Origin of the sequence: Pseudomonas benzenivorans, from assembly GCF_024397895.1 — a bacterium.
Classification (GTDB): Bacteria; Pseudomonadota; Gammaproteobacteria; order Pseudomonadales; family Pseudomonadaceae; genus Aquipseudomonas; species Aquipseudomonas benzenivorans_A.
Genome location: NZ_CP073346.1, coordinates 3,500,306 through 3,520,627, shown reverse-complemented (window position 1 = coordinate 3,520,627; position 20,322 = coordinate 3,500,306). Strand labels below are relative to the sequence as shown.

The following is a 20,322-nucleotide window of genomic DNA, read 5'->3' as shown; positions in this document are numbered from 1 at the left end:
GAGAACCGGACCATGAATGCTTCCACCGAAATGCCGGTCATCGACCAGAGCCTGCTCTACCCCTCGCCGCTCAAGGAATTCTGGCAGGCCTTCGCCCACAACAAGGGCGCCGTCGCCGGGCTGCTGTTCATGCTGCTGATCGTGTTCTGCGCGCTGTTCGCCCCCTGGGTGGCGCCCCATGACCCCAGCGAGCAGTTCCGCGACTTCCTGCTGACCCCGCCGGTGTGGCTGGAAGGTGGCCAGGCGCAGTTCCTCCTCGGCACCGACGAGCTGGGCCGCGATCTGCTCTCGCGGCTGATCTTTGGCGCCCGCCTGTCGCTGCTGATCGGCCTGTCCTCGGTGCTGATGTCGCTGATCCCGGGCATCCTCCTGGGCCTGGTCGCCGGCTTCTTCCCGCGCCTGCTGGGGCCCTCGATCATGCGCCTGATGGACGTGATGCTGGCCCTGCCCTCGCTGCTGCTGGCGGTGGCCATCGTCGCCATCCTCGGCCCAGGCCTGATCAACACCGTGATCGCCATCGCCATCGTCTCGCTGCCCTCCTACGTGCGCCTGACCCGTGCCGCGGTGATGGGCGAGATCAACCGCGACTACGTCACCGCCTCGCGCCTGGCCGGCGCCGGCCTGGGCCGGCTGATGTTCGTCATCGTGCTGCCCAACTGCATGGCGCCGCTGATCGTCCAGGCCACCCTGAGTTTCTCCTCGGCCATCCTCGACGCCGCCGCCCTGGGCTTCCTCGGCCTCGGCGTGCAACCGCCGACTCCCGAGTGGGGCACCATGCTGGCCTCGGCGCGCGACTATATCGAACGCGCCTGGTGGGTGGTCTCGCTGCCCGGCCTGACCATCCTGCTCAGCGTGCTGGCGATCAACCTGATGGGCGACGGCCTGCGCGACGCGCTGGACCCGAAACTCAAGAATGCCGTCTGAGGAGCCGCCCATGAGCCTTTTGCAGATCAACAATCTCAGCGTGCGCTTCGGCGACGCCAATGCCGTACCGGTGGTCGACGGCCTGGACATCAGCGTCGATCGCGGCGAGGTGCTGGCCATAGTCGGCGAGTCCGGCTCCGGTAAGTCGGTGACCATGATGGCCCTGATGGGCCTGATCGAGGCCCCCGGCCGGGTCGCCGCCGACAGCCTGCAGTTCGACGGCACCGACATGCTGCGCCTGAAGGGCAAGCAGCGCCGGCACATCGTCGGCAAGGACCTGTCGATGGTCTTCCAGGACCCGATGACCGCGCTCAACCCCAGCTTCACCGTGGGTTTCCAGATCGAGGAGGTGCTGCGCCAGCACCTCGGTCTCAAGGGCAAGGCGGCCCGCCAGCGCGCCCTGGAACTGCTGGAAAAGGTCGAGATCCCCGGCGCCGCCAGCCGCCTCGACGCCTACCCGCACCAGCTCTCCGGCGGCATGAGCCAGCGCGTGGCGATCGCCATGGCGATCGCCGCCGAACCCAAGCTGCTGATCGCCGACGAACCGACCACGGCCCTGGACGTGACCATCCAGGCGCAGATCATGGAACTGCTGCTCAACCTGCAGCGCGAGCAGGACATGGCCCTGGTGCTGATCACCCACGACCTGGCGGTGGTCGCCGAGACCGCCCAACGGGTCTGCGTGATGTACGCCGGGCAAGCGGTCGAGGTCGGCCGTGTGCCGCAGCTGTTCGACGCCCCCGCCCACCCCTACACCGAGGCGCTGCTCCAGGCGATTCCCGAGCACAGCCTGGGCGCGCGGCGCCTGTCCACCCTGCCCGGCATCGTCCCCGGTCGCTACGACCGCCCCAAGGGCTGCCTGCTGTCGCCGCGCTGCCCCTACGCGCAGGCGCGCTGCCGCGAGCAACGGCCGGCGCTGGAGGCCCACGGGCAGGGTGCGGTGCGCTGCTTCTTCCCCCTTAACCTGACTGACGAGGTGGCCTGATGAGCGGCCAAGCCAACAACGAGGCGGTGCTCAGCGCCCGCGACCTGACCCGCCACTACAGCGTGTCGCGCGGCCTGTTCCAGCCACCGGCCAGCGTCCAGGCGCTCAACGGCGTGTCCTTCGAACTGCAGGCCGGCAAGACCCTGGCCGTGGTCGGCGAATCGGGCTGCGGCAAGTCGACCCTGGCCCGCGCCCTGACCCTGATCGAGGAGCCCAGCTCCGGGTCCCTGCGGATCGCCGGCCAGGAGGTCGCAGGCAGCAGCAAGGCGCAGCGCAAGCAGCTGCGCCGCGACGTGCAGATGGTGTTCCAGAACCCCTATGCCTCGCTCAACCCGCGGCAGAAGATCGGCGACCAGCTGGGCGAACCGCTGCTGATCAACACCGACCTGTCGCGCGTCGAACGGCGCGAGAAGGTGCAGGCGATGATGCAGCAGGTCGGTTTGCGTCCCGAGCACTACCAGCGCTACCCGCACATGTTTTCCGGCGGCCAGCGCCAGCGCATCGCCCTGGCCCGGGCGATGATGCTGCAGCCCAAGGTGCTGGTGGCGGACGAGCCGACCTCGGCGCTGGACGTGTCGATCCAGGCCCAGGTGCTCAACCTGTTCATGGACCTGCAGGAGGAGTTCAACACCGGCTACGTGTTCATCTCCCACAACCTCTCGGTGGTGCGCCACGTCGCCGATGAGGTGCTGGTGATGTACCTCGGCCGCCCGGCCGAGATGGGCCCCAGCGAGCAGATCTACACCCGTCCGCTGCACCCCTACACCCAGGCCCTGCTCTCCGCCACCCCGGCCATCCACCCCAATCCGCTCAAGCCGAAGATCAAGATCGCCGGCGAGCTGCCCAACCCCCTCGATCCGCCGCCGGGTTGCGCCTTCCACAAGCGCTGCCCCTATGCCGACGCGCGTTGCAGCAGCGAGCTGCCGCCGCTGCGCCTGATCGATGCGCGGCAGGTGGCCTGCCACCATGCGGAGCGGATCAACGCCTGAGGCGCCGCAGTAACGGGCTGAGGGAACTGGAGAAACGCCGGGCTCGCGCCCGGCGTTTCGCGTTTCTAGCGCCCGAAAAAGCGGTAGAAGGTGCGCAGCTCGGCCTGAGCGTCGGCGACGCTGACCGGGGTGAAGCGCAGCTTGTGATGGGGCGGGCACTGCGCCAGACGGTCCTGATCGAGGGGATGCAGCCAGCCGAGGATCGGGTAGCCGCCCATGGTCTGGTGGTCGGCCTGGAGGATGATCGGCTTACCATCGGCCGGCACCTGGATCGCCCCCCGCGTCACCCCCAGTGACCACTGCCGCTTGGGCGGCTGCAGGGCCTCGCCGAGCAGGCGCGCGCCCATGCGGTCGGACTGCGGACTGAGCCGCCAGGTCTGCTCGAAGAACCGCGCCAGCTGCTCGGCCTCGAAGCTGCCGGCATCGCCGCCGGTTATCACCCGCAGCAGCGGCGTCGCCCGGTAGTCCGGCCGGTAGGGCCAGGGCACGCTGAGCCCACGGGCGAAGCGGGCCTGGCGGCAGGCCAGGCGGTCACCGGCGCGCAGCGGCTCCCCGGTGCCATGCAAACCGCCCAGCCCCTCGCGCGCCTGGGCACTGACGCTGCCCAGCACCGCCTCGGCGTGAAAGCCGCCGGCCGCCGCCAGGTAGGCGCGCTGGCCGCTGTGGGCGTACGCCAGCCTGAGGCGCTGGCCGGCGCCGATGGCGAAGCGCGACCAGGGCGGCAGCGGCCGGCCATCGAGGGTCGCCGCGGCCTCCGCGCCGGTCAGCGCCAGCCAGGTGTCCAGCTCGCCCTCCAGCTCGACATAGCCCAGGGCGATCTCCAGCAGCGGCGTGCCCCAGGGATTGTCCAGCAAGCGGTTGGCCCAGGCCGCGGCCTGACGGTCCAGGGGACCTGCCGGCGATACGCCGAGGTGTTGCCAGCCGTGGCGACCGTCGTCCTGCAGCAGGCTCAGCGGCCCCGGCTTGATAACCCGCAAGCCGCTCACAGCGGCCCACCCTCGGCGCGAAAGGTCTGTTCGTCGATGGCCACGAAACGCACTCGGTCGCCAAGCGTCAGGGGGCACGGCGGCTCGCGCCGGGCGTCGAACAGGCGCCAGGGGCACAGGCCCAGCAGGTGCCAGCCACCGGGCGAGGCCTGCGGGTAGACCGCCGTCTGCCGTTCGGCGATGGCCAGGCTGCCAGCCGGCACCCGGGTGCGCGGGCTGGCCCGGCGCGGCAGCGCCAGGCGCTCGTGCAACTCGCCGAGGTAGGCGAAGCCCGGGGCGAAGCCGATGGCGCCGACCCGGTACTCGCCGGCGCAGTGCAACTCGATCACCTGGTCGACGCTGAGCCGGCACAGCCGCGCCACGTCGGCCAGGTCTTCGCCGGCGTACCAGATGGGAATTTCGTGTAGGCGCCCTGCCTCGCTCGCCAGGGGCTCGCCGAGCCACTGGTCGAGCAACGGGGTCAGCCGCGCGGTCAGCTGCTCATGATCGGTGCGGGTCAGGTCGTAGTGCAGCAGCAGGCTGGTCCAGCCGGGCACCAGGTCCCTGAGCAGCGGTCCCAGTTCCGCGCGGATGCGCGCGGCCAGCAGGGCCAGGCGTTGCGGCAACTGCCCATCGGGCTGCTCCGCCAGCACCAGCAGCAGGGCCTCGGCGCCGGCCGGCTCGAGGCGGATCACGCGGCGTCCAGCAGCGCCCGCAGGCGCCGCAGCACGGCCAGCGACTCGGGGTTGTCACCATGCACGCAGAGGCTGTCGGCGCAGAGCTGCAGCGGCCGGCCGTCTATGTCGGCGAAGGGCTCGCCGCGGGCGATGGCCAGGCCCTGGTCGAGAATGCGCTGCGGCTCCTTGTGCACCGCATCGGTCAGGCGCCGTGGCGCCAGCTGACCGTCGGCCAGGTAGGCGCGGTCGGCGAAGGCCTCGAACATCAGCGGCACATCGGCGGCATCGGCGAACTCCAGCTCGCGGCGATTATCGGCCAGCGCCAGCACCATCAGCGGCAAGCCCTTGCGATACAGGGCGCAGGCATCCAGCACCGCGGCCAGCAGGGCGTCGTCGCGCACCAGGTCGTTGTACAACGCGCCATGGGGTTTGACGTAGGCCACCTGGGTGCCCGCGGCGCGGCAGAAGGCCTCCAGCGCACCGAGCTGATAGAGCACCAGCGCGGTCACCTCCTGCGGCGTGCAGGCGACATGGCGGCGGCCGAAGCCGGGCAGGTCGGGGTAGGACGGGTGAGCGCCGACGCGCACCCCATGCTGTACCGCCAGCTCGACGGTGCGTTGCATGATCAGCGGATCGCCAGCGTGGAAGCCGCAGGCCAGGTTGGCCTGGTCGACCAGGGGCATGGCCAGATCGTCGTCGCCCATTTTCCAGGCGCCGAAGCTCTCGCCCATGTCGCAGTTCAGCAGTATTCGTCTATTCATGGGCACAAGCTTAGAGCCGCGCCGCCGCCGGGAAAAGTCCATGGTCCGCTTTAGGCAGCCCCTGGCCCCTTCCCGTGCACCTCAGTAGACATCGCGGCGGTAGCGTCCGGCCTCGCGCAGGTGCTCCAGGGCGGCGTCGCCGAGGACCTCCCGCAGCACTCGGTCGACGCCGGCGGCCATGCCGTCGAGGCTGCCGCAGACGTAGATCGCCGCCCCCTCGTCCAGCCAGTGATGCAGCTCGGCGGCGGCCTCGCGCAGGCGATCCTGCACATAGATCTTTTCCGCCTGATCGCGGGAGAAGGCCAGATCCAGGCGCGCCAGCTCGCCGCTGGCCAGCAAGCCCTGCAGCTCCTCGCGGCAGTAGAAGTCGTGAGCGGCCCGGCGCTCGCCGAACAGCAGCCAGTTGCGCCAGTGCCCCGCGACAATGCGCGCCTGGAGCAGGCTGCGCAGGCCGGCCAGGCCGGTGCCGTTGCCGATCAGGATCAGCGGCCGGGCATCGGCCGGCGGGTGGAAGGCGCTGTTGGCGCGCAGACGCACCCTCAGCATTGCACCGGGCTGCGCCTCGGCGGTCAGCCAGCCCGAACCGAGGCCGAGCGAACCATCGCCGTGACGCGCCTGGCGCACGATCAGCTCCAGGGCGCCATCGCCCGGCAGCGAGGCGATCGAGTAATCGCGCGGCACCGCGCCCTCGGCGTTGTGTGGCAACACCTGCAACAGGTCGCCGGCCTGCCAGCTCGCCCCGGCAAGCGGCTGCAGACGCACCAGGAAAGTCAGCGCGCCACCACTGGACGGGTTCAGGCATTCGCGCCCCAGCAGGCGCCACTCGGCGAAGGGCTGCTCCAGCGGCGCCTGCAGGGTCACGCCGGTCAGTTCGCCGAGCCGGCGCTGCCAGATGGCCAGCGTGGCGTGGTCGCCGTTGTCCACCTCCACCGGCGCGAACAGGCTGCGGGCGCCCTGGCGGCCCAACCAATCGTGCAGACGCCGGGCGAAGCCGCAGAACTTCCGGTACTGCCGATCGCCCAGGGCCAGCACGGCATAGTTCAGGTCGCCGAGGGCCACTTCGCGGCCGAGCAGGCGCCGCTCGAAGCCCCGGGCGCTGTCCGGCGCCTCGCCGTCGCCGAAGGTGCTGACCACGAACACCGCACGACGGGCCTGCGCCAACGCCTGCTCGCTCAGCTCGGCCAGAGATTGCACCTGCACCGGCATGCCAGCGGCCTGCAACAGCCCGGCCGTACGCCAGGCCAGTTGCTCGGCCAGACCACTCTGGCTGGCGAAACCTATCAGCCAGCCCTGACCCTCGCCGGCCCCGGCCACTGTCCCCTTGGCCAGCCGAATCGCGCGCTGCTTGCGCCGCCGGTCCAGGTACAGCAGCCAGCCGGTGATAGCGAAAAGCGGCATGGCCGCACTGGCCAGGGCCATGAGGATGCGCCCGGCCAGGCCGAAGTACTCGCCGCTGTGCAGCGCATAGACGCTGGTCAGCAGACGCGCACCGAAGGAGCTGTCGGCATAGCGGACATGCCTGCTGACCCTGCCGCTGAGCGGTTCGAGGCCGAGCTGGCTGTAAGCGCGCGGATGCTCGGCGTCGCTCAGCAGATACAACACGCTCGCCGGCTGCCCCGGCCGGTCCGGCAGGCGCAGGTTCCAGCTGGCCAGCTGCGGGCCGGCGGCGTCCTGCAGGCCCTGCCACAGCGCCCGGTAATCGACCTCGGGCAACGCCTGGGGCGCCGCGCCGCGCCCGCCGGGGTTGCCCCGCTGAGCCGCCGGCGCGTCGCCGAGCAGCCGGGTCAGACCCTGGCGATACCAGTCGTAGGACCAGTACAGGCCGGTCAGCGCGGCGCACAGGTAGAACACCAGGCACCAGGTGCCGAAGACCGCGTGCAGGTCCCACTTGAACGCGCGGCCCTTTTTCCCCCAGTCCAGCGCCAGCCAGGCGCGCCAGTTCAATGCCCGGCGCGGCCAGCGCAGGTAGAGGCCGGACAGGCAGAAGAACAGCAGCGCCAGGGTGCTGGCGGCGGTGATCTGCTTGCCCGTCTCGCCCATGGCCAGGAAACGGTGCAACTGCAGCATCAGGCCGAAGAACGACTGCCCCACCGGCGGCGCCAACAACTCGCCGCTGTAGGGGTCGAAGAAACGCATCGGCCCGCGCCGCTCGCCCGCCGGCGGGGTGAAGAACACCCGCGCCGCGTTGCCGTCGCGACCATCGACCGACAGGCCGGAGACCGTCTTGCCCTCGGCCGCCTCGATTCTCGCCACCAGCTCGGCCGGGGCCAGCATCCCTGACTCGCGCACCTCGACCCGCAGCACCTGGGGATTGAGGGCGCGCATGATCTCGCCTTCGAAGCTGTAGAGCGCGCCGGTCAGGCCCATCAGGCCCAGCACCAGGCCGGCGCTGATGCCCAGCAACCAGTGCAACTGAAAGAGGATTTGCTTGAACACGGTTCGGACACCAGGCAGGAGTGACGGGGGCAGCGGATACTAGATGAGAACGAATTGCGTTTGCCGGACTTTACCGGCTATTTACACTGCGAAAGCGCCTAGACAGAGGTCCAGCTGCACGCCACTGCACCGATGGCCCCAGGCTTCAGTCGGCAGAAGGCCGCCCGGTAAGGCGGCCTTCTGCCGAGCGTGCGTCGAGGCGACGACCGCGCACCTAATCAGAAGGAGACATTAGCGCTCAGGCCAACGGCCAGCGGCGAGCCCGGCATGATGTTGTTGTTGCCGTGGGCCGAGGCGTAGTACTCCTCATTCAGCAGGTTCTCCACATTGAGCTGCAGACGCAGCTCTGGACTGACGGTGTAATAGACCGCCGCATCGAACCGGGTGAAGCTTGGCAGCACGACCTTGTTGTCTGCCGCGGCAAACACGTCGCTCTGGTAGATCGCGCCGAGCCCCAGTCCCCACTGCGAGTTCAAGTCGTAGCGGTTCCACAGCGAGAAGGAGTCACGCGGCACCTGGGCGATCTCGTTGCCCTCGAAGCCTGGGGTCTGCATTTCGCTGTTCTGGTAGGCGTAGCCGCCGGTGATCTGCCAGGCATCGGTGAGGTTGCCGGTTAGGCTCAGCTCGACACCGCGCACGCGCTGGCCGTCGACCAGAATCGAGCGAGTCGGATCGCTCGGGTCGGCGGTGGCCACATTGGTGCGCTCCAGGTTGTACAGCGCTGCGGTCGCGGCCAGGCGCGGATGGATGTCCCACTTCACGCCGATTTCGCGGTTGGTGAACTCCTCGGGGTCCAGCGATCGGTTGCTGGCCGTGAGCGAGGCGAGCTGCTCGCCGGCGCGCGGCACGTAGGCAATCGAGTAGCTGGTGTAGAAGGACAGGTTGTCCAGCGGCTTGTAGATCAGCCCGGCGCGCGGCGAGAACAGATCGTCCGAGCTGGCCAGCTGGGTGTGAACGCCACCCTTGTAGTCGTCGACATCGACCTTGAAGTTGTCGTAGCGCACGCCGAGCAGCAGTTCCCAGTGCTGGGTCAGCTGAATCTGGTCTTGCACGTAGAGCGCCGTGTTGTCGGCAACGCTCTCATTGTCGGCGTCGGTCGCGCTGTGACTGAACACCACCGGCCCCTGATAGATGCTGTCCTGCGGCGTCACGAAGGTATTCTTCTGCGTGCCGGCCGCATTGAAGTAGCCCGTCTCGCGGAAGTTCTCCGTGACCTGGCGGCTCAGTTCGGCGCCGACCAGCAAGGTGTGATCGAAGCCCAGCGCGTGGCCGGCGATGGTCAGGTCGGTCTGATTGATCAGATTGATGCGATCGGTGGCGTTGTTGTAGGCGCCGAGTTGCACCTGGTTGGTGGCCGCGTTGTAGGCCGCGGAGGGGTAGAGGTTCTGGTAGAACTTCGCGTAGTCGGCGTAGCGGGTCTGGTTGCTCAACTGCACGCCGTTGGCGAACTCATGGCTGATGCGAGCGTTCAGCGCATCCACCTCGGCGGTGGAAAAGCTGTCGTCGGGGCTGCCGAAGTGGGTGGACTCATTGACCTTCAGCGGCTCGCCCCGGCTGCGCCCGGACGCAGTGAAGGACGGCAGGCCGCGGTCGACGGTGCGGTCGTCCTCGAAGTGCTCGTAGCCGACCTCTATCAGGGTGGCATCGCTCAGGGCGAAGCTCGCGGTCGGGTTGATCGCCCAGCGCTCCAGCTCACCATGGTCGCGGAAGCTGTTGGAATCCTCGAACAGCGCGGTCAGGCGCAGCGCCAGGCGCTCGTTGACCGCCTGGTTGAAGTCGCCGGTCATCCGCCGGTTCTCCCAGGAACCGTAGGTAAGGCCGACTTCACGGCCGTCGGTCCAGTTGGCCTGCTTGGTCACCCGGTTGATCAGGCCACCGCTGCCGCCGCGGCCGAAGATCATGCCATTGGGGCCCTTCAGCACCTCCACCCGCTCGACGTTGTACAGGTCGCGCAGGTACTGCACGTCGTCGCGCATGCCGTCGACAAAAAAGTCCGCCGTGGTGGCATTGCCGCGCAGGATGGGCGCGTCGCGGTGGCCCTCACCCTGAGCCATCTGCACGCCCGGCACATAGCGCACCACGTCGGCCATGCCCTGCATGGACTGGTCGCGAATCTGCGTGTCGGTCACGACGCTGATGGACTGCGGCACGTTACGTAGCGGCGTATCGGTCTTGGTAGCGGTGCGGGTGCGCTCGACGCCGTAGCTGTTCAGCTTCTGCACCACCTCCATCGGCTCGAGCGTCACGCTGCTGGTATCTGCAGCGATAGCCGACTGCGTGAATCCGAAGACCAGGCTGGCGGACGCGACAGCGCTGGCCAGTAAACGACGTTGCGGCAGACTGCCCAAACCCTTGCCACACTTGCGCATGCGAATCACTCCCAATTAGAAAGAGCGGCGATTCTAATCGATAAGCATTACCAATCAAGAACATTTTGCATGCCTATGGAACTTTTCGAGGGCTCGACTGGCCAGGCGCGCCACAGAACGCAAAAACCCGCCAGAAGGCGGGTTTTCGTAGAGCGGCTGCGCTTACAGGTAGAAGGCTTTCAGCGGCGGGAAGCCGTTGAACTCCACGGCGCTGTAGCTGGTGGTGTAGGCGCCGGTGGACAGCCAGTAGAGGCGGTCGCCGATGGCCAGGTTGAGCGGCAGGCCGTACTTGTAGTGCTCGTACATGATGTCGGCGCTGTCGCAGGTGGGACCGGCGATCACCACCTCTTCCATCTCGCCCTTCTTCTCGGTCCAGATCGGGAACTTGATCGCCTCGTCCATGGTTTCGATCAGGCCGCTGAACTTGCCCACGTCGGTGTACACCCAGCGCTCCACGGCGGTGCGCGACTTGCGCGACACCAGCACCACTTCGCTGACCAGGATGCCGGAGTTGGAAATCAGCGAGCGGCCCGGCTCGAGGATGATTTCCGGCAGGTCGTCGCCGAAGTCGTCCTTGAGGAAGCGGATGATTTCCTCTGCATAGGTTTCCAGGCTGTTGGTGCGGGTGATGTAGTTGGCCGGGAAGCCGCCGCCCATGTTGATCATCTTCAGCTCGATGCCGTCTTCTTCCTTGAGGCGCTCGAAGATCACCTTGACCTTGGCGATGGCCGCGTCCCACACGTCGATGTCGCGCTGCTGCGAGCCGACGTGGAAGGAAATGCCGTAGGGCACCAGGCCCAGCTGCTTGGCCAGGATCAGCAGGTCCAGGGCCATGTCGGTCTGGCAGCCGAACTTGCGCGACAGCGGCCAGTCGGCCGAGGTCGAGCCCTCGGTGAGGATGCGCACGTAGATCTTCGAGCCCGGCGCCGCCTTGGCGATGTTGCGCAGGTCGGCTTCGGAGTCGGTGGCGAACATGCGCACGCCCTTCTCGTAGAAGTAGCGTACGTCGCGGGCTTTCTTGATGGTGTTGCCGTAGCTGATGCGCTCGGGGCCGACGCCGCAGCTCATGACCTTGTCCAGCTCGTAGATCGAGGCGATGTCGAAGTTCGAGCCCTTGTTCTTCAGCAGCTCGATGATCTCCACCGCCGGGTTGGCCTTCACCGCGTAGTAGATCTTGGCGAACTCGAAACCGGCGCGCAGGTCGTCGTAGGCCTGGCTGATGATCTGGGTGTCGATCACCACGAAGGGGGTTTCTTGCTTGTCGGCGAAGGCCTTCATCTTCTGGAAGGTTTCGCGCGGGTAATAGTCTTCAACCTCAATCGACATGCGGGGGACTCCAAATGGCAAAACATACAAAGGTGGTTAGGGGTGCCTCACTAAGTAATAGCAAAGCGCGAACGCCTGATCAGTTTCCCCACTTTGGTTCGCCTACTTCCCAAGGCATGTCGCCGAGTATCGCGCACGATCTCTCGTCGTCAGTACTTGAGCCGGATGGATCGTTGCCAGCATGGACGTTCGGCCGCGAACTTTAGGACCAGGGGGAGCCGAGATCAATAAAAAATGCCCGTGCGGCGCGGCTTTTTGTCGGCTCGCGGCCCGGGCGTTGCGGATATGAAACAAGGCATGACGAAATGCTGCACGGCCCGGGATTTCCCCGGCGGCGCACAGGGCGCCGCGCGGTTCGCCGTTTACCGGTATAATCGCCGCCTTTTTTGACAGACCGACAATCAGTCGACGGGTTCCCCCAGCATGAGTATCCAGGCCGCCGAAGTCGCCAAGAGGCGCACATTCGCCATCATCTCCCACCCGGACGCCGGTAAGACCACCATCACCGAGAAGCTCCTGCTGATGGGCAAGGCGATCGCCGTGGCCGGTACGGTCAAGTCGCGCAAGTCCGACCGCCATGCCACCAGCGACTGGATGGAGATGGAGAAGCAGCGCGGCATCTCCATCACCACCTCGGTGATGCAGTTCCCCTACCGCGAGCACATGATCAACCTGCTCGACACCCCCGGTCACGAGGACTTCTCGGAAGACACCTACCGCACCCTGACCGCGGTGGACAGCGCGCTGATGGTGCTCGACGGCGGTAAGGGCGTGGAGCCACGCACCATCGCCCTGATGGACGTGTGCCGCCTGCGCGACACGCCGATCGTCAGCTTCGTCAACAAGCTCGACCGCGACATCCGCGACCCGATCGAGCTGCTCGACGAGATCGAGGCGGTGCTGAAGATCAAGGCCGCGCCCATCACCTGGCCGATCGGCTGCTACCGCGACTTCAAGGGCGTGTACCACCTGGCGGGCGACTACATCATCGTCTACACCCCCGGTCACGGTCACGAGCGCACCGAAACCAAGATCATCCAGCACCTGGACTCCGATGAAGCCCGCGCCCACCTGGGCGACGAGTACGAGCGCTTCATCGAGCAGCTCGAACTGGTGCAGGGCGCCTGCCACGAATTCGATCAGGACGAGTTCATGAACGGCCAGCTGACCCCGGTGTTCTTCGGCACCGCGCTGGGCAACTTTGGCGTCGACCATGTGCTGGACGCCGTCGTCGATTGGGCGCCGCGCCCGCTGGCCCGCGTCGCCAATGAGCGCACCGTGGAGCCGGTAGAAGAAAAGTTCAGCGGCTTCGTGTTCAAGATCCAGGCGAACATGGACCCCAAGCACCGTGACCGCATCGCTTTCATGCGTATCTGCTCGGGCAAGTACAGCCAGGGCATGAAGATGCGCCATGTACGCACCGGTAAGGACGTCCGTATCGGCGATGCGCTGACCTTCTTCTCCAGCGAGCGCGAGCAGCTGGAAGAGGCCTACGCCGGCGACATCATCGGCCTGCACAACCACGGCACCATCCAGATCGGCGACACCTTCACCGAAGGCGAAGCGCTGGGCTTTACCGGCATTCCGCACTTCGCGCCGGAACTGTTCCGCCGCGTGCGCCTGAAAGACCCGCTGAAATCCAAGCAGCTGCGTCAGGGCCTGCAGCAGCTGGCCGAAGAAGGCGCCACCCAGGTGTTCTTCCCCGAGCGCAGCAACGACATCATCCTCGGTGCGGTCGGCGTGCTGCAGTTCGACGTGGTCGCCAGCCGCCTGAAGGAGGAATACAAGGTCGAGTGCGCGTATGAGCCGATCACCGTGTGGTCAGCGCGCTGGATCGAGTGCGGCGACAAGAAGAAACTCGAGGAATTCAGCAACAAGGCCGCGGAAAACCTGGCCCTCGACGGCGGCGGCCACCTCACCTACCTGGCGCCGACCCGGGTCAACCTGAGCCTGATGGAAGAGCGCTGGCCGGACGTGAAGTTCCGCGCCACCCGCGAACACCACTGAGTCCTGCGGCTCGGCGCCTCGACAGAGGCGCCGAACGCTGTCCCTGCGGGCGTCGCCCCTAGCCCTTCTCCTCGGCCACCACCAGCCCCACCGCCTCGCCCCGCTTGAGCAGGGCATAACTCACCCCGGTCAGCAGGCTGCCGGCGACTATCGCCAGCAGGTACAGCGCCGCCAGGTTGATGGCATTGGGGATAAGCAGCACGAACAGCCCGCCGTGGGGCGCCATCAGCTTGCAGCCGAAGTACATCGACAGGGCGCCGGTCAGGGCGCCGCCGGCGATGCACGCCGGTATCACCCGCAGCGGGTCCTTGGCGGCGAAGGGAATCGCCCCCTCGGAGATGAAGCACAGGCCCAAAACGCCGGCGGCCTTGCCGGCCTCGCGCTCGCTTTCGGCGAACTTGCGCCGCGCCAACAGCGAGGCGATGGCCATGCCGATCGGCGGTACCATGCCGGCGGCCATGGTCGCGGCCATGGGCGCGTAGCTCTGCGAGGCCAGCAGGCCGACCGAGAAGGCGTAGGCGGCCTTGTTGATCGGCCCGCCCAAATCGACGCACATCATGCCGCCGAGCAGCAGGCCGAGAAATATGGCGTTGGTGCTGCCCATGCCGTCGAGAAACGCGGTCAGGCCCTCGAGCATGCCGGCCACCGGCTGGCCGACCACGTAGATCATCACCAGGCCGGTGAACAGGCTGGCCAGCAGCGGGATGAGCAGGATCGGCTTGAGCGCCTCGACGCTGGCCGGCAGCTGCAGCCAGCGGTTCAGCGAGCGGGCAGCGTAGCCGGCGAGAAAGCCGGCAATGATGCCGCCGATGAAGCCGGCGCCCAGGGAGCTGGCCAGCAGACCGCCGATCATGCCCGGCGCCAGGCCCGGGCGGTCGGCGATGGAGTAGGCGATATAGCCGGCCAGCACCGGCACCATCAGTTTGAAGGCGGCATCGCCGCCGATCTGCATCAGTACCGCGGCCAGGCTGCCCTCCTCCTTGAATGCCTCGATGCCGAATACGAACGACAGGGCGATCAGCAGGCCGCCGGCCACCACCATCGGCAACATGTAGGACACCCCGGTCAGCAGGTGCTTGTAGGGGCCGCCCTGCCCCGCCGGCTGGCTCGCCTGGGCACCGTCCTGCCTGGTCGCCTCGGCCAGAGTCGCCGCCTCGTCGAGGGCGCGCTGCAGCGTTTGTCGCGGCTGCTTGAGCGCCACCCCGGTGCCGCAGCGCAGCACCCGCTTGCCGGCGAAGCGCGCGGTGTCCACCTCGATATCGGCGGCCAGCAACACCACATCGGCGGCGGCGATGGCGGCCTCGTCGAGCACGTTGCGCGCCCCCACCGAGCCGCGGGTTTCCACCTGAATATCGAAGTCGAGCTGCCCGGCGGCCTGCTGCAGGGCCTCGGCGGCCATGAAGGTGTGCGCCACGCCGGTCGGGCAAGCCGTCACGGCCACCAGCCTGGGCCGCGCCTTGGCCGCCCCCGCCGCCGGTCCCGCTTCGGCGGCCGACAACGGCGTGGCGCGCTCGGCGGCGTCACGCAGGAAGCGCTGCGGATCGGCCAGGGCGGCGGCCGGCGTCGACTGCACCAGGCGCTTGCCGACGAAACGCTGCAGCGCCAGCTCGCCGGTCTTGACCACCACCACCAGCTCGGCGGCGGCGATGTCTTCGACGCCGAGCGGCGAGCCGATGGCCCTGGGATCATGCACCTCGACGCGGGTGGACCAGCCCAGACGCTGGGCGGCGGCCTCGAGCAGGCGCGAACAGAGCACGCTGGTGACCATGCCATTGGGGCAGGCCGTGACGATCAGCAGATTCATGGAATGAGCCTCTTATTGTTTTAAGCCAGGGTCTTCACCGCCACGCCTGCCTCCAGGCGGGCGAGCTGCTCCCGGTCGTGAATTCCGATGCCGAACTGGGTCACCGCCTGGGCGGCGATCGCCGTGGCCAGGCGCAAGGTGCGTTCGGCCGGCCAGCCGCTGAGCAGGCCGTGCAGGGTGGCGGCCAGCAGCGAATCGCCGGCGCCGACCGTGCTGGCGACCCTGACCGAGGGCGGGGTGGCCTGAAGGGCGAAGCCCGGACCGAGCCAGCAGACCCCGGCGGCGCCGCGCGACAGCAGCACGTGCTCGACGCCCTGACGGTGCAGGCGCAGTGCCGCCGTCAGCAGCGCGGCCGAGTCGAACGCCTCCAGCCCACAGGCTTCGGCCAGCTCCTCCTCGTTCGGTTTGACCAGCCAGGGCGACAGCGCCAGTCCGGCGCGCAGACCGGCGCCGCTGCTGTCCAGCGCCAGCGGCAGGCCGAAGGCCTGCAGGCGCCGCAGCAGCGCGGCGAACCACTCGGGGCTGACGCCCTGGGGCAGGCTGCCAGCCACCACGATGGCGTCGTGCCCGACGACTATGGGCTCCAGTGCCTCCAGCAGCGCCGCGCGATGCTCGGCCTCGACCTGCGGTCCCGGGCCGTTGAGGTCGGTGACCCGACCGTCGCGCTCGGCCAGCTTGATGTTGCTGCGGGTCTCCCCGGGCACACGGACGAAGGCATCGACGAAGCCCCGGCGTTCGAACAGGCGCTCGAAGGCCTGGGGGTTAGCGGCGCCGAGAAAGCCGCTGACCGTGACCCTGTGGCCGAGGTCGGCCAGCACCTGGGCGACGTTCAGGCCCTTGCCTGCGGCCCGGCTGCTCAAGCCCTGGCAGCGGTTGACCGCCCCGGGCTGCAACTGCTCGAGGTTCAGGGTCAGGTCCAGGGCCGGATTCAGGGTCAGGCAGAGGATCCGTGCCATCAGAGCGCCTCCCCGACCAGGGCGCGCACCGCCGCCGCGCTCTCCAGCATCAGCGCCTGCCGCGCCAGCGCCTGGCTGTGGCGGTAGTCCAGCTCGCGCACCCGCGCCTTGACCAGGGCGATGGTCCGCGGCGACACGCTCAGCTCGTCCACCCCCAGGCCCACCAGCAGCGGCACGGCGAGCATGTCGCCGGCCAGCTCACCGCACACGCCGACCCACTTGCCATGGGCGTGGGCCGCCTCGACCGTCATCTCGATCAGGCGCAACACCGCCGGATGCAGGCCGTCGGCCTGGGCCGACAGGGTCGGGTGATCGCGGTCGATGGCCAGGCAGTACTGGGTCAGGTCGTTGGTGCCGATGCTGAAGAAGTCCACCTCGCGCGCCAGCACCGGCGCCAGCAGGGCCGCCGAGGGCACCTCGACCATGACCCCGAGCTGCAGATCGTTCACTGGGATTTCCTTGCGCAGGCGCAGGGTCAGGTCACGGGCCGCGCGCCACTCCTCGACGGTGCCGACCATCGGGAACATGATCCGCAGCGGGCGCCCGTCGGCCGCCGCGAGCAGGGCGCGCAGCTGGGTCTCGAGCATGTCCGGGCGCTGCAGGCTGAGGCGAATGCCGCGCACGCCGAGGAACGGATTGCACTCCTCCGGCAACGGCCAATAGGCCAGCGGCTTGTCGCCGCCGACGTCCAGGGTACGCACCACCAGCGGGCGCCCGTCGAGGGCGTCCAGCACCTGGCGATACGCCGCCTCCTGGGTGGCCTGGTCCGGCGCCTGGGCCAGGTCCATGAACACCAGTTCGGTGCGCAGCAGGCCGACGCCTTCGGCCCCCAGCTCGACGGCCTCGGCGGTGTCGCCGCCGGAACCGATATTGGCCGCCACTTCCACCCCATGACCATCGCCGGTCACCGCCGGGCGCAGGCGCTCGGCATGGGCGCGCTCCCGGCGCTGCAGGGCGACTTCGCGCTCGCGCCTGGCCTGCTGCAGGGTCGGCGCGTCCGGCGCGACCCGCACCAGGCCGTGGTCGCCATCGAGCAGCAGTTCGGTGCCCTGGGCCAGGGCCAGGACCGTTTCGCCGGCGCCGACCACCGCGGGAATGCCCAGGGTCCGGGCGATGATCGCGCTGTGCGCGGTGGCGCCGCCGCGGGCGGTAAGCACGCCGGCGACGCGCTGGCGATTGAGGCTGGCGACATCCGAAGGCGCCACCTCGTCCATCACCAGGATGTAGGGTTCGCTGGGCTCCCGGGGCGCCTCGACGCCGCACAGCCGGCCCAGCACCCGCCGGCCGATGTCCCGCAGGTCGGCGGCGCGCTCGGCCAGCAGCTCGTCATGCAGGCCCTCCAGCTGCTGCGCCGCGGCTGTCACCGCGCCGTGCCAGGCCGCCTCGGCACTGGCGCCCTCGGCCAGGCGGGCGTCGAAATCCTCATGCAGCGCCGGGTCGCGCAACATGGCCTGGTGGGTGACGAATATCTCGCGGATATTGTCCTGCCCGGTCGTCTCGATCAGGCCCTGGATATCCACGCCGACCTGCTCCAGCGCCTGCCGCAGGCGCTGGCGTTCGGCAGCGGCGCCCTGCCCCTGCTGGGGATAGTCGAAGCTCGGCGCGACGCGCACCAGGGCCGGCCCGATGGCGATTCCCGGCGCCGCGGCGACCGCCTGAATGCGCTGACCGGGTGTGGGCGCCGGCACCTCGGCAACCTGATCGAGGGGCGCCCCCGCCGCGGACGCCAGCCCGGCGGCGGGCAGCGGTTCCACGGTCTCGCCCAGGCCGGCCAGCACGGCGGCCTCCAGGGCCGGCAGGGCATCGCCGGCGATGTCCGGCTCGGCACTGAACTCCAGCTCCTGGCCGCGTCGTGCGCCCAGGCCGAGCAGCTTGCTCAGACTCTTCACCGAGACCCCAGGCCCGGCTTCGCCGGCCAGGCGCACCCGCACCTCGCCGGCGAAGGCCTGGGCGACTTCGGTCAGCACCTTGGCCGGACGGGCGTGCAGGCCGTGGGCATTGGCCAGGGCAATACGCAGCGCCGGCCAGTCGGCCGGCACCTCACCGCCCAGGGCCTCGAGCACCCCGCGCGTGGAGCTGGCCTGGCTGAGGCTATCGCCCTGACCGGCGATCAGCAGGTCGCAGAGGCGCTCGAGCAGTTGTCGCGGCGCCTCGCCAAGACTGGCCAGGCAGAACAGTCCGGTCAGCGGCTGGCCATTCAGTTGCAGCGGCTGCGCCGGGGTGACGAAGGCCAACCCGGGACGCAACACGGCTTGCTCGCCGTGCAGCCACCAGAGGCCGTTGCCCAGCGGCAAGGGCTCGCTGCGCGCCAGGCTGGCGATGAAGCCCGACTCGACGCAGGCAGCGCGCTTGAGCAGCTGGGCGCCGCGCCACAGCAGTTCGTCGAAGTCCTCGGCGGCCACATTCAACCCGATCAGCTGGCTGTCCAGCAGCAAGGCCTGGGGCGCGCCCTGCAACAGCGCGACTATCGCCTCCGGATGCTCGGCCGCGCGCAGCGCCTGGCTGAGATCGCCCTCGCCCAGGGCGCGGGTCAGCAGCTGCAACAGGCGCAGGTGTTCGTCGGAGCGCGCGGCGATGGCGATAGCCAGGTAGACCGTCTGGCCATCGCCCCAGTCCACGCCCTCGGGAAACTGAATCAGGCGCACGCCGGTGCGGTAGACCTGGTCGCGGGTTTCCGGCGTGCCATGGGGGATGGCGATGCCCTGGCCCAGGTAGGTCGAACCCTGGACTTCACGGTCCTGCATGCCGGCCAGGTAACCGGGCGCCACCAGCCCCTCGCCGACCAGGCTGTCGGCCAACAGCTCGAGCGCCGCCTGCTTGTCCGGCGCACGGCGCCCCATCTGGATCTGTTTGGCATTCAGTTCGAGCATGAATTGTCCTCCGACCGCCGCGCTGGGCTTGCTGCCGGCGCCCGACACCTCACATGAGGATAGCCAGTCGGGTCGCCTGCTGAATCGTTTCATCAAGTGCTGGCACGTTACTCCATAATCGGCGATCCTTGAAGCCCAATCGTCAGGGGCCCGCGCCTTGAAACTTTCCGATATCGCCCGCCTGGCCGGAGTCTCGGTCACCACCGCCAGCTACGTGGTCAATGGCCAGGCCGCCAAGCGGCGCATCAGCCCGGCCACGGTGCAACGGGTTCTGGAGGTGGTCGAAGCCCACGGCTATCGCCCCGACCAGCAGGCCGCCGGTTTGCGCCGCGGACAGAGCCGCTGCCTGGGCTTCATCCTGCCGGACCTGGAGAACCCCAGCTATGCGCGCCTGGCCAAGCTGCTCGAGCAGCGCGCCCGGGCCGCCGGCTATCAGCTACTGATCGCCAGCTCCGACGACGACCCGCACAGCGAGCGCCAGCTCCTCGAACTGTTCCGCTCGCGGCGCTGCGACGCGCTGATCGTCGCCAGCTGCCTGCCCCAGGACGATCCGCTCTATCGCCAACTGGTCGCCGCCGGCCTGCCGGTGATCGCCGTCGACCGCGCTCTCGATCCGGCGGCCATCCGCTCGGTGATCAGCGACGACCACCAGGCCGGCCAGTTGCTCACCGCCAGCCTGCTGGACCCGGCGCCGCGGCATATCGCCCTGCTCGGCGCCCGCGCCGAGCTGCCGATCAGCCAGGCCCGCGAGCAGGGCTTTCGCCAGGCGCTCGCGGGCTATGCCGGCCTCGTCAGCGTCAGCCATGGCGAGCAGTTCAGCCGCGACTGCGGCTACCGGCAGATGAGCGCCCTGCTGGACGGCCCCGGCGAGCTGCCGGACGCGCTGATCACCACCGCCTACGTGCTGCTCGAGGGGGTGTTCGACGCCCTGCGCGAACGCCGCGACCTGGGTGGCGCCGAAGCCGGCCACACCTCTGCCGGCCGCGCCTCGGCCGGCCGCGCCTCGGCCGGCCGCGCCGAACCGCGCCTGGCGACCTTCGGCGACACCCAGCTGCTGGACTTCCTGCCGCAGCGGGTCAACGCCATCTCCCAGCAGCACGCGCAGATCGCCGAGCGGGTACTGCACTGGGCACTGCAGGCGATCGAGCAGGACCACTACCAGCCCGGCGTGGACGCCATCCCCCGGGTCCTGAAGTGCCGCCAGCAAGCCCCGGTGAACTGAGCCGACGACTGGCGCCCCGGGGGCAAATCGC

General features: G+C 68.8%; 14 protein-coding genes. 5 read left to right on the top strand and 9 right to left on the bottom strand.

What is annotated here, in order from left to right:
* Positions 1-12: 12 nt before the first annotated feature.
* The 3 genes from KDW96_RS16480 to KDW96_RS16470 are packed head-to-tail and all read left to right on the top strand — an operon-like array spanning position 13 to position 2,898.
* Entirely contained in the window at positions 13-924 is a 912-nt protein-coding gene (locus KDW96_RS16480) for an ABC transporter permease subunit (RefSeq protein ID WP_255837301.1), read from the top strand.
* Between the two features lie 10 nt (positions 925-934).
* Positions 935-1,909, top strand: a complete 975-nt coding sequence (locus tag KDW96_RS16475; protein WP_255837300.1) for an ABC transporter ATP-binding protein — start codon at positions 935-937, stop codon at positions 1,907-1,909.
* The gene (locus KDW96_RS16470; RefSeq protein WP_255837299.1) at positions 1,909-2,898 is read left to right on the top strand and encodes a peptide ABC transporter ATP-binding protein; all 990 of its coding nucleotides are present in this window, start codon (positions 1,909-1,911) and stop codon (positions 2,896-2,898) included. Before KDW96_RS16475 ends, KDW96_RS16470 begins: the two co-directional genes overlap by 1 nt.
* A 65-nt stretch (positions 2,899-2,963) precedes the next feature.
* On the opposite strand, the gene KDW96_RS16465 is transcribed toward KDW96_RS16470, so the two are convergent.
* The 6 genes from KDW96_RS16465 to KDW96_RS16440 all read right to left on the bottom strand — a co-directional run bounded on the left by KDW96_RS16465 (position 2,964) and on the right by KDW96_RS16440 (position 11,432).
* A complete protein-coding gene (locus KDW96_RS16465; RefSeq protein WP_255837298.1) occupies positions 2,964-3,884 on the bottom strand; it encodes a 5-oxoprolinase subunit C family protein in 921 nt (306 codons plus the stop codon).
* Entirely contained in the window at positions 3,881-4,558 is a 678-nt protein-coding gene (gene pxpB / locus KDW96_RS16460; RefSeq protein WP_255837297.1) for a 5-oxoprolinase subunit PxpB, read from the bottom strand. Before pxpB ends, KDW96_RS16465 begins: the two co-directional genes overlap by 4 nt.
* The gene (locus KDW96_RS16455; protein ID WP_255837296.1) at positions 4,555-5,301 is read right to left on the bottom strand and encodes a 5-oxoprolinase subunit PxpA; all 747 of its coding nucleotides are present in this window, start codon (positions 5,299-5,301) and stop codon (positions 4,555-4,557) included. Before KDW96_RS16455 ends, pxpB begins: the two co-directional genes overlap by 4 nt.
* A gap of 81 nt (positions 5,302-5,382) precedes the next feature.
* Entirely contained in the window at positions 5,383-7,737 is a 2,355-nt protein-coding gene (locus KDW96_RS16450; protein WP_255837295.1) for a PepSY domain-containing protein, read from the bottom strand.
* 218 nt (positions 7,738-7,955) lie between these two features.
* Positions 7,956-10,106 (bottom strand): TonB-dependent receptor, encoded by a 2,151-nt coding sequence (locus KDW96_RS16445; protein WP_255837294.1) that lies wholly within the window; start codon positions 10,104-10,106, stop codon positions 7,956-7,958.
* 162 nt (positions 10,107-10,268) lie between these two features.
* Entirely contained in the window at positions 10,269-11,432 is a 1,164-nt protein-coding gene (locus tag KDW96_RS16440; protein ID WP_255837293.1) for a type III PLP-dependent enzyme, read from the bottom strand.
* A 423-nt stretch (positions 11,433-11,855) separates the two neighbouring features.
* On the opposite strand from KDW96_RS16440, the gene KDW96_RS16435 reads away from it, so the two are divergent.
* The gene (locus KDW96_RS16435) at positions 11,856-13,439 is read left to right on the top strand and encodes a peptide chain release factor 3 (protein WP_255837292.1); all 1,584 of its coding nucleotides are present in this window, start codon (positions 11,856-11,858) and stop codon (positions 13,437-13,439) included.
* Positions 13,440-13,497: 58 nt separating this feature from the next.
* Here the strand turns inward: KDW96_RS16435 and KDW96_RS16430 are convergent, their stop codons facing one another.
* From KDW96_RS16430 to ptsP, 3 genes are read right to left on the bottom strand one after another with little or no spacing between them, the layout of a single operon-like run.
* Complete coding sequence (locus KDW96_RS16430) at positions 13,498-15,243, bottom strand: fructose-specific PTS transporter subunit EIIC (protein WP_255837291.1); 1,746 nt, start codon at positions 15,241-15,243, stop codon at positions 13,498-13,500.
* Positions 15,244-15,263: 20 nt separating this feature from the next.
* A complete protein-coding gene (pfkB, locus tag KDW96_RS16425) occupies positions 15,264-16,199 on the bottom strand; it encodes a 1-phosphofructokinase (RefSeq protein WP_255837290.1) in 936 nt (311 codons plus the stop codon).
* A complete protein-coding gene (gene ptsP / locus KDW96_RS16420) occupies positions 16,199-19,069 on the bottom strand; it encodes a phosphoenolpyruvate--protein phosphotransferase (RefSeq protein ID WP_255837289.1) in 2,871 nt (956 codons plus the stop codon). The genes pfkB and ptsP overlap by 1 nt, the downstream gene beginning before the upstream one ends.
* 157 nt (positions 19,070-19,226) lie before the next feature.
* Between ptsP and KDW96_RS16415 the strand changes: the two genes are divergently transcribed.
* Positions 19,227-20,291, top strand: coding sequence for a catabolite repressor/activator (locus KDW96_RS16415; RefSeq protein ID WP_255837288.1), 1,065 nt, complete (start codon positions 19,227-19,229; stop codon positions 20,289-20,291).
* Positions 20,292-20,322 lie beyond the last annotated feature (31 nt).